Below are 13,859 nucleotides of genomic sequence, written 5' to 3' on the forward strand. Positions count from 1 at the left end.
CGAACCCTGCCATCTTCCCGATTAACCACCCAAGCGACCATCGTCTGCGCGACATCACTGTCAGCGATAACGACCTCCGACAAATGGCTACCTCAAGGGAATACGACCTTGGTCGATAGCCTATGGGTAGGCATGGGCGCTTTCCCTTCCAGAGTTCGCAACGCTCACCGCTAATGTTTCCGCCGTTCCAACACCGATAAATACCTGCGGGAGAAGTCATGAATATCAAACAGAAGCTGACATGGGCGTTCGCGGCCATTGCCTGCGTGCCGGTGATCCTGGTGGCGGTGCTCGTAGTATTGAACCTGCGCGATGCGGCACAAGCCAACTTCCTGGACAGCAGCGGTCGCGAGATCCGCCAGATCGACAACGGCATGAAGCAGTTCTTCGACGGCATCATGCAAAACGTCGAATTCTTCGCCAAGGACCCGCGGATCGTCGCGGCCAAGGACTTGAAGAATTATTCCGCCGCCGACGCTGCGCAAACACCCCTGCCCGAGACCAACAAACAGATCCTGGACATTTTCGACCGGTTCGCCAAGAGCCATCCAACCACCGCCTACCTTTCCGTCGGCCTGGCGGACGGTGGCTATGCCAGTTGGCCGGATGATCCGAAAATCTCCAATTACGACCCGCGCGTGCGCCCTTGGTACAAGGCCGCCATCGCCGCGCCAGGCACCACCGTGAAGACCGATGCCTACTACTGGGCGCCGGATGACGTGTCGTTGATCGGCATCGTGCACACCGTCAGCGACGCCGCCGGCAAGCTGGTGGGCGTGGTGGGCCTGGACGTGTCGCTCAAGCAACTGACTGAGCTGGTCAAGAACATCAAGCTCGGCGACAGCGGCTACCTGATGCTGGTGGAAGCCAGCGGCAACGTCCTGGTGGACCCCGCCGATGCCAAGCACAACTTCAAGCCGCTGGCCGATCTCGGCCCGAACTACGCCGCACTGGCCAAGAGCAGCGATGGCGCCACCCAGATCGAGATCGATGGCGTGCCCTACATGGCCAACATCGTCACCTCCAAGAGCCTGGGCTGGCGCTTCATTGGCCTGATCAAGCGCGACGAAGTCATGGCCGGTGCATCGAGCCTGACCTGGCTGATCGCCGTCATTGCCGCCGCCCTGGCCGTGGTCTTCGCCATTGTCGGCGCCAGCTTCGCCAGCGTCATCGTCCGGCCGATTCGTGGCGTTGCCAACGGCCTGCAGGAAATCGCCGAAGGCGAAGGCGACCTCACCCGTCAGCTGGCCGTGCAAGGCAAGGACGAAACCGCCACCCTGGCGAGCTGGTTCAACCAGTTCCTGGGCATGATCGCGCAGTTGGTACAACGCATCGGCAGCGCCTCCTCCGACCTGCAGAATGCCGCCGCCGATACCAGCGATGTGGCCCAGAACATGAACGAAGCCGCCGGGCGCCAGCGCCAGGCCGTGGAACTGGTGAGTACCGCGTTCAACGAAATGGTCGCCACCGCCAACGAAGTCGCCCGCTCCTGCAGCCAGGCCGCCGTCAGCGCGGACACGGGTTATCGCGACGTTCACGACGGCCAGCACCACATCGGCGAAGCCACCGGCAGCGTGTTGAAGCTGAGTGAGGAATTGCAGCAGTCGACCCAGACCATGCAGGCGCTGGAGCAGGACAGCAAGAACATCAACACGATCCTGGACACCATTCGCTCGATTGCCGAGCAGACCAACCTGCTCGCCCTCAACGCGGCCATCGAAGCCGCCCGTGCCGGTGACCAGGGCCGCGGTTTCGCCGTGGTGGCCGACGAGGTACGCGCCTTGGCACGGCGTACCGCCGACTCCACCGGCGAGATCGACAGCCTGCTCGGCAACCTCGCCCGGCGCACCCAGGAAGTGACGCACCAGATGCAGAACAGCCTGCAGGTGTCGCACACCAGCGTCGAGCGCATCCAGCAGGCCCGCGACAGTTTCGACAAGATCCGCACGTCGGTGGACTCGATTCGCGACCAGAACACGCAGATCGCCACCGCCGCGGAGCAACAGCACCAAGTGGCCGAAGACATCAACCGGCACATCGCGCAGATTCATTCCGATGCGCAATTGGTCGAGGAATTCGCCCACACCGCACAGACCGGTTCGAGCCGTCTGACGGATATTTCCGGGCAGCTCAAGGGCTTGGTGGGACGCTTCAAGTTCTAAACCGGGCTTAGGTCCACTGAAGATCCAATGTGGGAGCGAGCCTGCTCGCGAAGACAGTGTCACAGTCGACGAAGCATATAGACTGTGCCGGCCTCTTCGCGAGCAAGCCCGCTCCCACAAAAGCCTTGCGGTTCCCTGTGTTTTTTGCCTGCTGAATATCCTGTGTCGGAACGAACTTGCTCACTCCCCCACAAGGTGCCAGAGTCAGCGCTCAACCAACAGGACAGGCTCCATGCTCCACAAGCAACTGATCAGACGCCTGGACCTCATCACGCTTCAGTTGTTCGTCGCCGTCCATGAAGAAGGCACCTTGACCCGCGCGGCATCGAGGGAAGCTATCGCGGTGTCGGCGGCCAGCAAGCGCTTGATGGAGCTTGAGGAAGTGCTGGGCGTCGCGCTGTTTTCCCGTACCGCAAAAGGCATGTCCCTGACCGCCGCCGGCGAAACACTGCTGCACCACGCGCGACGCATGCTGGCCGAGGTGGAGAAAGTCGGCATCGAAGTCGGTGAGCATCTGCAAGGGCTCAGGGGCTACGTGCGCATGCTTGCCAACCTCTCGGCCATCATCCAATTCCTGCCTGAAGACCTGCACAGCTTCGTGTCCACCCACCTGCGGGTGAAGGTCGATCTGGAGGAGCGCCCCAGCACCGGTGTGGTCGAAGGGATCATCGACGGTGTGGCCGACCTGGGCATCTGCACGATGGACAGTGACACCAAGGACCTGTTCAGCGTGCCTTACCGCCACGACCGCCTGGCCGTGGTCATGCGCCCTGACCATCCATTGGCCAACCGGGCCCAGGTGGCCTTTTCGGAAACCTTGCCCTACGACCATATCGGCCTGCACGCCGCGAGCTCGATCAACAGCCGCGTCCACGCCGCCGCCAACGCCCTCGGCGAATCCTTGCGCGTGCGCATCCATGTGCCGGGGTTCGACGCGGTGTGTCGGATGGTGCAGGCGAACATGGGCATCGGCGTCCTGCCATACAAAGCCTACGAATTGTTTGGGCAAGGCCTTGGATTGACGGTCGTGCCGCTCACCGATGACTGGTCCCATCGAACGCTGTTGCTGGTGGTGCGCGACCGCGATGCCCTGTCCCCCGTGAGCCGGTTGTTGTTCGACCATCTTCAGCTCAGCGAGTGATCCAACGCCGCGTTCGCGAAACGCGAACGCCCCTTTCCAACACAAGGTTGGAATCCGCCTCGGGTCAGCCTCTAGTCTTGGCACAAATTCCAAGAAACACGAGGCTGCACCATGACTGCTCTTAGCGGAATCCGCGTCATCGAGATCGGGACACTCATCGCCGCCCCTTTTGCCGCGCGCTTGATGGCTGAATTTGGTGCCGAGGTGATCAAGATCGAAAGCCTTGGCCAAGGCGACCCACTTCGCAAGTGGCGAAAGCTGCATGAAGGCACCTCGCTCTGGTGGTACCTGCAGTCACGCAACAAAAAATCCCTGGCACTCAATCTCAAATCCGCCGAAGGCATCGCGATCGTCAAGCAACTGGCCGAAAGCGCCGATGTGCTGATCGAGAATCTTCGCCCTGGTGCATTGGAAAAACTCGGGCTGGGTTGGGACGTGCTGCATGCGCTCAATCCCAAGCTGACCCTCGTGCGGATCTCCGGTTATGGGCAGACCGGCCCTTACCGCGACCGCCCGGGATTCGGTGCGATTGGCGAGGCCATGGGCGGGGTTCGCTACACCACCGGCGACCCGCAATCGCCGCCCGCGCGCATGGGCGTCAGCCTTGGCGATTCGCTGGCCTCGATGCATGCGGTCATGGGCGCGCTGATGTCGTTGTTGCGGGTCAAGACCGGCCAGGGCGACGGCCAGGTCGTCGACGTTTCCCTCGTCGAAAGCGTGTTCAACGTGATGGAAAGCCTCGTGCCGGAATACGCCATGCTCGGCCATGTCCGCGAACGCAGCGGCGGCGCCTTGCCGGGCATCGCGCCGTCCAATACCTACCCGACGGCGGACGGTGGCTACGTCGTCATCGCCGGCAACAGCGACCCCATCTTCAAGCGCCTGATGATCGCCATTGGGCGACCCGACCTGGGTGAAAATCCGGCATTCGCCCATAACGACGGACGGGTCGCGGAATGCGAACAGCTCGATCGCGCTATCAGCGAGTGGAGCATCAGGCTGCCAATCGATGCGGTCCTCGACACGCTGGAAAAAGCCGAGGTGCCGGCGGGGCGAATCTACTCCGTGGAGGACATCGTCAGCGACCCGCACTACCAGGCGCGCGACATGATCCTGGATGCGCAGCTTCCGGGCGGCGCCGCCGTAAAGATGCCCGGGATTGTCCCCAAGCTGTCGGCCACACCGGGCACCGTCAATTGGCAAGGGCCGAGCCTCGGCCAGCATACCCAAGCGGTACTGGGCGAATTGGGCCTGGACGAAAGCGCCATCCAACGCCTGAAGAATGAGGGGGTCGTGCAATGATCACCGACTACTCGCAACGCCTTATCGTCCAGGAAGTCTCGCCCCGGGATGGCCTGCAGATCGAGCCGACCTGGGTCGAAACGGCGGACAAGGTCCAACTTATCGATCAGCTGTCCCTGGCCGGCTTCACGCGAATTGAAGCAGGATCCTTTGTGTCGCCCAAGGCCATTCCCGCGCTGCGCGATGGCGAGCAAGTGTTCCAGGGCATCGCGCGACGCCCCGGGGTCATTTATGTCGCGCTGATCCCCAACCTCAAGGGCGCACAACGGGCGCTCCATGCCGAGGCCGACGAACTGAACCTGGTGTTGTCAGCGAGCCAGAGCCACAACCTGGCCAACATGCGCATGACCCGCGAGCAGTCCCTGGCCGCCTTCGCCGACGTGGTTTCGCTGGTGAGTAACAGCGGCGTCAGCCTCAACGGCTCGGTAGCGACGACCTTTGGCTGCCCGTTCGAAGGGCCGGTCGATGAAGACGTGGTGATGCGCCTGGTCGATGCCTACCAAACGTTCGGCATGCAGGGTGTGACCTTGGCCGATACCACCGGCATGGCCAACCCACGCCAGGTCTACCGACTGGTGCGTCGGGTGCTGGAACGACTTCCCGCCAGTGCCTTGACGTTGCACTTCCACAACACCCGAGGCCTGGGCCTGTGCAACGTGCTGGCAGCCTACGAGGCCGGGGCCCGGCGTTTCGACGCCTCGCTCGGTGGACTGGGAGGCTGTCCTTTCGCCCCGGGCGCCTCAGGAAATATCTGCACCGAAGACCTGGTGAATCTCTGCGAAGAAATCGGCATCGACACCGGAATCGACCTGCCCCACTTGCTGAAACTGTCCCGCACCCTGCCCTCGCTTCTCGGGCACGAGATGCCAGGACAAGTGGCCAAGGCGGGACGAAATCGTGACCTTCATCCGCTGCCTCCTGGCATCGATTGACACACAACGAGGCGACTCGGGTCGCCAGCCAGACAACAAAAACAAAAGAGTTCCCCTAGGGAAACTCGCCTGGAGAAAAAACTCATGTCCGTATCCGTAACCTCACAGGGCGACGGCGTCGCCACCGTGGCCAACGATGAAAAAGCCTTGATCGCCAAAGTGGCATGGCGCCTGATGCCCTTGATCATGGTCTGCTATCTGTTCGCGTTCTTCGACCGCATCAACATCAGCTTCGCCAAGTTCCAACTGCAAGCCGACTTGAGCCTGAGTGATACCGCCTACGGCCTGGGCGCCGGACTGTTCGTGGTCGGCTACGTCCTGTTCGAAGTGCCCAGCAACATGATGCTCTACAAGGTTGGCGCGCGGCGCTGGATCGCTCGCATCATGATGTCCTGGGGTATCGCGACGGCGCTGATGGTATTCGTCACCGCCGAGTGGCAGTTCTACGTGCTGCGCTTCATCATCGGAGCCATGGAAGCAGGCTTCGCCCCCGGTGTGCTGTACTACCTCACCCTGTGGTTTCCACAGAACTACCGCGGGCGCATCACCTCCACGCTGTTCCTGGCGTCTGCGTTTGCCGGGTTGATCGGCGCACCGGTCTCCGGCCTCGTCCTGGGTCATATGGACGGCGTCCTGCAGATGCGCGGCTGGCACTGGCTGTTCCTGCTGGGTGGCATTCCCTGCGTGGGCCTGGGCCTGGTCGTGCTGTTCACCCTCAAGGACCGCGTCACGGACGCCAAATGGCTGACCGATGCCGAGAAAACCTACCTGGCCAGCCGGATCGCCAGCCAGGAACCCCACAAGCATGGCGGCTCATTGATGACGGCGCTGAAATTGCCGGGCTTCCTGATGCTGGGCCTGATCTACTTCCTCATCCAGGTCGCCTCGTACGGGCTCAATTTCTGGGCGCCGCAACTCATTCGCAGCGCCGGCACCGAAAGCCCGACCATCATTGGCCTGCTCACCGCGGTGCCTTATGTCTGCGGCGCCATCAGCATGATTGTGATCGGGCGCTGGTCCGACGCCACCGGGGAGCGGCGCAAATTCGTCTGCGGCCTGGTGCTTGCCGGCGCGATCGGTTTCTTCAGCGCGGGCATCTTTGCGAGCCACACGCTGCTGCTGACCATTTCCCTGGCGTTGCTCGGCAGCGGCATCATCGCCTCGATCCCGGCCTTCTGGGCGCTTCCTCCCAAGCTGCTCGCAGGTGCAGGAGCCGGCGCGGCGGGAGGGATCGCGCTGATCAACACACTGGGGCAGTTCGGCGGGATCGTCAGCCCGGTGATGGTGGGCTACATCAAGGACATGTCCGGCAGCACCACGCCAGCGCTGTATGTCATCGGCGGCACCTGCATCCTGGCCGGGGCCTTGCTGATGTGGGGCTTGCCGCAGTCGTTGAGGACGCTGGACAAGAATCAATAGCGACCTTACGAGCCATGGACGGCTCGCCCACCCGTTCGCTACCCTTTTGCCTTGATCGCATACATCCCGCCGGCAATCACCAGACAGGCGCCCACGACGGTCCAGGTGTCGGGTAGCTCGCCGAAGACCAACAGGCCGATCAGCGTGGCGAACACCAGAAGAGAATAGTTGAACGGCTGGAGTGTGGCCGCCGTTGCAACCTTCAGTGCCTGGAGCAATAACAGCTGGGCCACCACGCCGGTCATGGACAGCACTGCTATCAGGCCCCATTGCGCCGGGCTCGGTGATACCCAGCCTGGAAGGCCCAACATGGTGATCGCTACCGCGCCGAAAAAACCCATGTGAAGCATATTCGTGGCGAACGAGTCCTGCCGGCTGATACGTCGGGTCAGCACACTGAAAATCGCGAAGCCCAACGCAGACAACAACGGAATCAGCGCTGCCAGTTCGAAGACGCCGGAGCCTGGACGAAGGATAACCAGCGTCCCCGTGAAGCCAATGGCGGCGGCAATCCATCGACGCACACCAATGAACTCGCCCAGGAACGCCCCCGCCAATGCCAACGTCATCAAGGGGAACACCGCATACAGCGCATGCATTTCCGCCAGCCCCAGATAGCGCAGCCCCAGTCCAAACAGTGCGCTTTCACCGACCCCGATGAGCGCACGAATGACCTGCTGGCAAGGATGGTGGCTTCGACACGCAGTCCGCAGGCTGCCCTGATAGACGCTGTAACCGACAGCAAAAGCCAGGAACACCCAATAGCGCACCATGACCAGTTGTGCGATCGGGAGGTCTTTGACCAGTACTTTGGTGACGCCATCCTGGGCTGCGAAAATCAGCATGGACAGAAGGCACAGGGCGATCCCTAACCGAGGGCGGGGGGTGTCATGATCATGCACCGCGCGCACCTGGGACGGTATCTTCAAGCAGGCTGCTCTCTGTGCGGCGCCTCGCAATGCTATGGCGCAACCGATCCCGTTCCAGCGCTTCGGCGGCTACGAGTGCTTCAACGCCGGCCCCGGCTTCGACTTGTTCAATGAAGTTCAAAATCGCCTTTTTCATGAACCAGTGCGAGGTCCGGTCCAACCTGGCCGATGCCGACTTCAACCTGGCGCGTGTCTCCTCATCCAACTTGATACCCAGCGTTGTCACGGTCATCGCTCAGCCTCTGAATGGAACAACCCCCTGCCCTGCTACACCTGCGACAGGACACAGCAGACAGTGCCCTCGGCTCTCGACCAAGGGCACCGGACTGCAACAGCTATCGGATAGCAACGACGATTACTGGGCTGGCGTCGCAGAAGCCGTCTGGCTGCCAAACATCGCTTCGAAACGCGGCTTGTTGGTTGCGTAATATTCCGCAACCACTTTGTCCGCCGTGCTGTCACGGGCATCCGCCATCAACTTCTCGAGGTCTGCCTTGGGGATCTTGAAGTTGGCGAAGAAGCGCGCCACGTCAGGGTGCTCCGCGCTGAAGCCTTTGCGTGCGACGGCGTGGATCTGCTCGGCACCACCGAAGATCTGCTTCGGATCATCGAGGTAGCGCAGCGGCCATTTGGCGAACATCCAGTGCGGGCTCCAGGCGTTGACCAACGACCATTTGTCGCGCTTGATGTTGCGATCCAGCTCGCTGAGCATCCCGGACTCGGACGAAGCCACCATCTTGTAGCCGTCGAGCTTGTATTCCTTGATGGCCTTTTCCGTCAGCTTGTACTGACCGTTGCCCACTTCCGATGTGAGGATCTTGCCACCGAGTTTTTCCCGCACTTCAGGCTTGTTGAGGTCCTCGACACTGGCGATCTCGCTGGTGGGAATGGAAGTGGGCACCGCCATGCCGATCCGGCCTTCGTACAGCACGCCGAGGTCTTCGAGCCTGTCCTTGTATTTGTCATAGAAGGACTTGTGGGTGCTGGGCAGCCAGACCATCGGGATCAAGTCGATATTGCCGTTAGCCAGCGCCTGGAACTGGATGCCGATGTCGGCCAGCACCAACTTGACCGGTTGCTTGAGGTGATCCTGCAACGCGGTGTTCGCCAGTTTCACCGCGATTTCCGTGTCCGACCAGTTCACCCAGCCGATACGGATGGGCGCGGGCTCCTCGGCTTGGACGATCAGGCTGCTGCAGGCTAAAGCAAGGCCTGCAAACCAGCCGATTAAAGTTTTACTGGGTAACGTCATCATGTGCATCTCCGCAGACTGTATTAATAGTTATTGGCAGGGCAGCAGAAGCATTCATTTTCCCATCACGACCGCACGCGGCCATCCGGTGGTTCTAGTTATGAAAATCACGGGGACTAAAGTTTTTCGGCCCTCCTCCGCCCTCTGGCGTTTCCAACCGCAATGACCGGCTCATTCACAACGCCTTCTCGAGTGCCGGCAAAGCCTCGAACAAATCCGCCACCAACAGGTAATCCGCCACCTGGGCAATCGGCGCCTCGGCGTCCTGGTTGATCGCGACGATCACTTTGGAACCGCTCATGCCCGCCAGGTGCTGGATGGCCCCGCTGATACCCGCCGCGATGTAAAGCTCTGGCGCGACGATTTTTCCCGTCTGCCCAACCTGCAGATCGTTAGGGGCGAACCCTGAATCCACGGCTGCGCGGGAGGCACCCACCGCGCCACCGAGCTTGTCCGCCACGCGTTCGATCAAGGCAAAATTGTCTTTGGCTTGCATCCCCCGGCCGCCGGACACCACGACGCGGGCGCTCGACAGATCGGGCCTTGCGCTGGTTGTCAGTTGTTCACTGACAAAGCGGGCGTGGGTTGAGCTTTGGCCGCCCTCCACCTCCATGACTTCGCAGGGTTTGTCATGGGATAACGCCTGGGCAAACGCCGAGGCGCGAACGGTGAGCAGCTTGATTGGATCGAGGGACTGCACCGTGGCGATCGCGTTGCCGGCATAGATGGGACGCTGGAAAGTGTCCGCCGAAACGATAGCGGTAACGTCTGAAAGCATGCCGACATCCAGGCTGGCCGCGACCCGTGGCAACAGGTTGCGGCCCATGCTGCTGGCGTCGGCGAAAACGTGCGTATAACCCTCGCAGACCAACGACGTGATCAGCGGCTGGGTATTTTCGGCCAGTGTTTTTTCGAACCGCGCATCCTGTGCGAGCAGAACTCGGTCCAGGCCTTGGACGAGCGCAGCTTGACGCGCCACTTCCGGCGCATCCGCTCCACCCAAGACCAGCAAATCCGTCTCGCCCCCCAGCGCCAGGGCGGCGGTCACGGCGCTGCGTGTACCTGCCGTCAGTTGACCGGCACTGTGCTCGGCGATCACTAAACTGCGCATCAAATCACCCCCGCCACGTTTTTCAGTTTATCCACCAGCTCAGTCACCGAAGCGACCGTGATGCCTGCCTTGCGCACCGGCGGTGGGACCACGCCCAACAATCGAGCATGTTCCTTCACGCTCGCGCCCAAGGTGTCGGCGGCAATGATTTCCAACGGTTTTCTCTTGGCTTTCATGATGTTCGGCAACGAGGCGTAGCGCGGTTGGTTCAGGCGCAAATCACAGGTCACCACGGCGGGCACCGTGAGGGCGACGACCTGGCTGCCGCCGTCGACTTCACGCTCGACGACCCATTGTCCGTCGACATGATTGACCCCCGAGGCGTAAGTGGCCTGACCGCAGCCGATCAACTGCGCCACCATTTGCCCGACCTGATTGTTCTCCTGGTCAATCGCCTGCTTGCCGAACAGGATCAGTTGCGGCTTTTCCTGATCGATCACCTTGCTCAAGTACTTGGCGACGTTGAGCGGCTCAAGGACCGCGCTCGTCTCCACCAGAAGTGCTCGATCCGCGCCCAGCGCCAATGCGGTGCGCAATTGTTCCTGCGCCGCAGGAGTGCCCACCGAGACCACCACGACCTCGGACGCCAGCCCCTTCTCCTTGAGGCGGATTGCCTCCTCCACCGCTATCTCGCAAAACGGGTTCAAGGCCATTTTCACGCCGTTGAGCTCGACGTCCGAACCGTCAGCCTTTACCCGGACCTTCACATTCGGGTCGATGGCGCGCTTTACCGCAACGAGCACTTTCATGATTCCTCGCATCCCCCTCGCACTCTGGATCGACGCGGGCGACCGGCTACACGTGCCGGATCACCCCTGTTTCGACTGGATGGTAATCCTGGTTTTTCCACGACGCAAGAAAAATGTACACCTGTGTCTCAATCGTTGACACACGTGAACATTGAACATACCGTTATGTCAAAACCAAGCCTGATGTTCTGTTCCCGGAGCAACACCATGTCCAGTGATCCTCTGCTGCAGCCCTACAAAATCAAGCATCTGACGCTCAAGAATCGGATCATGACCACCTCTCATGAACCGGCGTATCCCGTCGATGGCATGCCGAAGGACTTGTACCGTGCCTATCACGTCGAGCGGGCCAAGGCCGGCGTGGCGCTGACCATGACCGCCGGCTCCGCCGCTGTTTCCCGGGACAGCCCGCCGGTGTTCAACAACGTGCTGGCGTACAAGGACGAAGTGGTCAAATGGATGAAGGACCTGACCGACGAGTGCCACGAGCACGGCGCGGCGGTGATGATCCAACTGACCCACCTGGGCCGGCGCACGCGCTGGGACAAGGCTGACTGGCTGCCGGTCGTCTCGCCGTCCCATCGCCGCGAAGCATCCCACCGGGCCTTCCCGAAAAAGATGGAAGACTGGGACATCGACCGGATCATCAAGGATTACGTGGATGCCGCCGAACGCATGAAGGCTGCCGGCCTTGATGGCCTGGAGCTGCAGGCCTACGGGCATCTCATGGATCAATTCTGGTCGCCACTGACCAACGATCTCGACGGGCCCTACGGCGGCTCGCTGGAAAACCGCATGCGCTTCACCTTCGATGTGTTGCGCGGTATCCGCCAGCGTTGCGGCGAGGATTTCCTGCTGGGGGTGCGCTACACCGGCGACGAAGACTTGCCAGGGGGCTTCGGTGCCAGCGACGGCATCCGGATTTCCCACATGCTCAAGGACAGCGGCCTGGTGGATTTCCTCAACGTCGTGCGCGGGCATATCGATACCGATGCCGGCCTCACCGACGTGATCCCGATCCAGGGCATGCGCAACTCACCGCACCTGGATTTTGCCGGCGAGATTCGCTCGGCCACCGGTTTCCCGACGTTCCATGCGGCGAAGATCCCGGACGTCGCCACCGCGCGACACGCCATCGCCTCGGGCAAGGTGGACATGATCGGCATGACCCGCGCCCACATGACCGACCCGCACATCGTGCGCAAGATCATCGAGAAGCGTGAAGAAGACATCCGTCCCTGCGTTGGCGCCAACTATTGCCTGGATCGCATCTACCAGGGCGGCGCCGCGTACTGCATCCACAACGCCGCCACCGGGCGCGAAACCACCATGCCCCACGACATTCCCAAGGCGTCGGTCAAGCGCAAGGTCGTGGTGATCGGCACCGGCCCGGCGGGGCTGGAAGCGGCAAGGGTAGCCGGTGAACGCGGCCATGACGTCACGGTGTTCGAAGTGGCCGACCAGCCAGGCGGGCAGATCCGCCTGACCGCGCAGAGCGAGCGTCGCCGCGAGATGATCAGCATCATCGACTGGCGCATGGCGCAGTGCGAACGACTGGGCGTGAAGTTCCAATTCAACACCTGGGCCGAAGCCGAGACAGTCCTGGCCCAGGAACCGGACGTGGTGATCGTCGCCACGGGCGGCCTGCCCCACACCGAGGTGCTCAAGCAAGGCAACGAACTGGTGGTGTCGACCTGGGACATCATTTCCGGCGACGTCAAACCCGGCCAGAACGTGCTGATCTTCGACGACGCCGGCGACCACGCGGCGCTACAGGCGGCCGAGGTGATCGCCAACAGCGGTGCGAAACTGGAGATCGTCACGCCCGACCGATCGTTCGCGCCGGAAGTGATGGCCATGAACCTGGTGCCGTACATGCGCAGCCTGCAAGACCTGAACGTCACCTTCACCGTCACCTATCGGGTCGATTCCGTGGAGAAGCGCGACGGCCAGTTGGTCGCCAGCTTCGGCAGCGATTACGGCCAGGTGCACAAGCAGCGCGTGGTCGATCAGGTGGTGGTCAACCACGGCACCCTGCCCCTGGATGATTTGTACTTCGAACTGCGCCCGCATTCGAAAAACGACGGCGCGGTTGAACAACACGATCTGATTGCAGGGAAAACCCAGAACATCGTGACCAACCCCGAGGGCCGCTTCCAACTGTTCCGCATCGGTGACGCGGTGTCGGCGCGTAATACCCATGCCGCGATCTACGATGCGCTGCGGCTGGTCAAGGACATCTGAAGGCGCAGCCCGATAAGGATCGGGCAACGTTCGCCCTGAATAAGAAATGCGCTCAATCCGTGGCGAGGGAGCTTGCTCCCGCTGGGCTGCGCAGCAGACCTGTTATGAGCGCTTCGCACTCAAGCGGGAGCAAGCTCCCTCGCCACGGGTTATCCCGTCCGTAAACCTCTACAACCAACAGAAAGGAAATGAAATGTCCGTTTTTACCCATGTCACCGTCGGCACCAACAACCTGGCAAACGCTCGCGCATTCTATGACGCTACCTTGAAGGAAATCGGCCTGAAGCGCGTTGCCGACCTTGATGAGGCCGGCTCCATCTGGGGCGTCGACAAGCCTTCGTTCTTTGTACTGAACCCGGCCAACGGCAACCCGGCGTCCATCGGCAACGGCGTCACCGTGAGTTTCGAAGCGCCGGACCGGGCGGCGGTCCATGCCTTCCATAGCGCCGCGCTGGCGAACGGCGGCGTGTGCGAGGGGCTGCCGGGCTCTCGCGGCTGGGCGGAAAATGCCTACGCGGCTTATGCCCGGGACCTGGATGGGAACAAGCTGGCGGTGTATTGCTTCAAGGCTGAGTAATGAGATGTAGCTTGCTCGCAAAAGCGGTGGGTCAGTGACAG

Annotated in this window: 12 protein-coding genes and 1 pseudogene; 8 read left to right on the forward strand and 5 right to left on the reverse strand. The window is 61.7% G+C overall.

Annotated elements, in window-relative coordinates:
- Positions 1-218: 218 nt before the first annotated feature.
- The 6 genes and pseudogenes from JMN22_RS26835 to JMN22_RS11930 all read left to right on the forward strand — a co-directional run.
- Positions 219-1,301 (forward strand): annotated as a pseudogene (locus JMN22_RS26835) (HAMP domain-containing protein); the annotation flags it as partial.
- A 93-nt stretch (positions 1,302-1,394) separates the two neighbouring features.
- Positions 1,395-2,162 carry a methyl-accepting chemotaxis protein gene (locus tag JMN22_RS26840; protein WP_407683462.1) on the forward strand — a complete coding sequence of 256 codons (768 nt, stop codon included), beginning with the start codon at positions 1,395-1,397 and terminating at the stop codon, positions 2,160-2,162.
- A gap of 232 nt (positions 2,163-2,394) precedes the next feature.
- Positions 2,395-3,303: a LysR substrate-binding domain-containing protein gene (locus tag JMN22_RS11915; protein ID WP_198796036.1), complete on the forward strand. Its 909-nt coding sequence runs from the start codon at positions 2,395-2,397 to the stop codon at positions 3,301-3,303.
- A 111-nt stretch (positions 3,304-3,414) separates the two neighbouring features.
- Positions 3,415-4,605, forward strand: coding sequence for a CaiB/BaiF CoA transferase family protein (locus JMN22_RS11920; protein WP_030141840.1), 1,191 nt, complete (start codon positions 3,415-3,417; stop codon positions 4,603-4,605).
- The gene (locus tag JMN22_RS11925; protein ID WP_030141841.1) at positions 4,602-5,537 is read left to right on the forward strand and encodes a hydroxymethylglutaryl-CoA lyase; all 936 of its coding nucleotides are present in this window, start codon (positions 4,602-4,604) and stop codon (positions 5,535-5,537) included. Before JMN22_RS11920 ends, JMN22_RS11925 begins: the two co-directional genes overlap by 4 nt.
- An 84-nt stretch (positions 5,538-5,621) precedes the next feature.
- Positions 5,622-6,956 (forward strand): MFS transporter, encoded by a 1,335-nt coding sequence (locus tag JMN22_RS11930; protein WP_030141842.1) that lies wholly within the window; start codon positions 5,622-5,624, stop codon positions 6,954-6,956.
- 38 nt (positions 6,957-6,994) lie between these two features.
- Here JMN22_RS11930 and JMN22_RS11935 read toward each other — a convergent pair whose 3' ends face one another.
- The 5 genes from JMN22_RS11935 to JMN22_RS11955 form a co-directional block, all read right to left on the reverse strand.
- Complete coding sequence (locus tag JMN22_RS11935; RefSeq protein ID WP_337248690.1) at positions 6,995-7,867, reverse strand: DMT family transporter; 873 nt, start codon at positions 7,865-7,867, stop codon at positions 6,995-6,997.
- Positions 7,851-8,117, reverse strand: coding sequence for a ribbon-helix-helix protein, CopG family (locus JMN22_RS11940; protein WP_030141844.1), 267 nt, complete (start codon positions 8,115-8,117; stop codon positions 7,851-7,853). The genes JMN22_RS11935 and JMN22_RS11940 overlap by 17 nt, the downstream gene beginning before the upstream one ends.
- A gap of 123 nt (positions 8,118-8,240) precedes the next feature.
- Positions 8,241-9,140 carry a glycine betaine ABC transporter substrate-binding protein gene (locus JMN22_RS11945; protein ID WP_030141845.1) on the reverse strand — a complete coding sequence of 300 codons (900 nt, stop codon included), beginning with the start codon at positions 9,138-9,140 and terminating at the stop codon, positions 8,241-8,243.
- Positions 9,141-9,312: 172 nt separating this feature from the next.
- Positions 9,313-10,248 (reverse strand): electron transfer flavoprotein subunit alpha/FixB family protein, encoded by a 936-nt coding sequence (locus tag JMN22_RS11950; RefSeq protein WP_198796034.1) that lies wholly within the window; start codon positions 10,246-10,248, stop codon positions 9,313-9,315.
- Positions 10,248-10,997 (reverse strand): electron transfer flavoprotein subunit beta/FixA family protein, encoded by a 750-nt coding sequence (locus tag JMN22_RS11955; protein ID WP_198796033.1) that lies wholly within the window; start codon positions 10,995-10,997, stop codon positions 10,248-10,250. The genes JMN22_RS11950 and JMN22_RS11955 overlap by 1 nt, the downstream gene beginning before the upstream one ends.
- 207 nt (positions 10,998-11,204) lie before the next feature.
- On the opposite strand from JMN22_RS11955, the gene JMN22_RS11960 reads away from it, so the two are divergent.
- Positions 11,205-13,241 (forward strand): NADH:flavin oxidoreductase, encoded by a 2,037-nt coding sequence (locus tag JMN22_RS11960; RefSeq protein ID WP_198796032.1) that lies wholly within the window; start codon positions 11,205-11,207, stop codon positions 13,239-13,241.
- Positions 13,242-13,434: 193 nt separating this feature from the next.
- The gene (locus JMN22_RS11965; RefSeq protein WP_030141849.1) at positions 13,435-13,818 is read left to right on the forward strand and encodes a VOC family protein; all 384 of its coding nucleotides are present in this window, start codon (positions 13,435-13,437) and stop codon (positions 13,816-13,818) included.
- Positions 13,819-13,859 lie beyond the last annotated feature (41 nt).

This window comes from Pseudomonas sp. HB05 (assembly GCF_016756915.1).
GTDB lineage: Bacteria > Pseudomonadota > Gammaproteobacteria > Pseudomonadales > Pseudomonadaceae > Aquipseudomonas > Aquipseudomonas alvandae.

Excerpts from the sequence above, each read along its gene's own strand:
- JMN22_RS26840 (WP_407683462.1), top strand. The coding sequence starts at position 1,395 with ATGAACGAAGCCGCCGGGCGCCAGCGCCAGGCCGTGGAACTGGTGAGT.
- JMN22_RS11915 (WP_198796036.1), top strand. The coding sequence starts at position 2,395 with ATGCTCCACAAGCAACTGATCAGACGCCTGGACCTCATCACGCTTCAG.
- JMN22_RS11920 (WP_030141840.1), top strand. The coding sequence starts at position 3,415 with ATGACTGCTCTTAGCGGAATCCGCGTCATCGAGATCGGGACACTCATC.
- JMN22_RS11925 (WP_030141841.1), top strand. The coding sequence starts at position 4,602 with ATGATCACCGACTACTCGCAACGCCTTATCGTCCAGGAAGTCTCGCCC.
- JMN22_RS11930 (WP_030141842.1), top strand. The coding sequence starts at position 5,622 with ATGTCCGTATCCGTAACCTCACAGGGCGACGGCGTCGCCACCGTGGCC.
- JMN22_RS11940 (WP_030141844.1), bottom strand. The coding sequence starts at position 8,117 with ATGACCGTGACAACGCTGGGTATCAAGTTGGATGAGGAGACACGCGCC.
- JMN22_RS11945 (WP_030141845.1), bottom strand. The coding sequence starts at position 9,140 with ATGATGACGTTACCCAGTAAAACTTTAATCGGCTGGTTTGCAGGCCTT.
- JMN22_RS11950 (WP_198796034.1), bottom strand. The coding sequence starts at position 10,248 with ATGCGCAGTTTAGTGATCGCCGAGCACAGTGCCGGTCAACTGACGGCA.
- JMN22_RS11955 (WP_198796033.1), bottom strand. The coding sequence starts at position 10,997 with ATGAAAGTGCTCGTTGCGGTAAAGCGCGCCATCGACCCGAATGTGAAG.
- JMN22_RS11960 (WP_198796032.1), top strand. The coding sequence starts at position 11,205 with ATGTCCAGTGATCCTCTGCTGCAGCCCTACAAAATCAAGCATCTGACG.
- JMN22_RS11965 (WP_030141849.1), top strand. The coding sequence starts at position 13,435 with ATGTCCGTTTTTACCCATGTCACCGTCGGCACCAACAACCTGGCAAAC.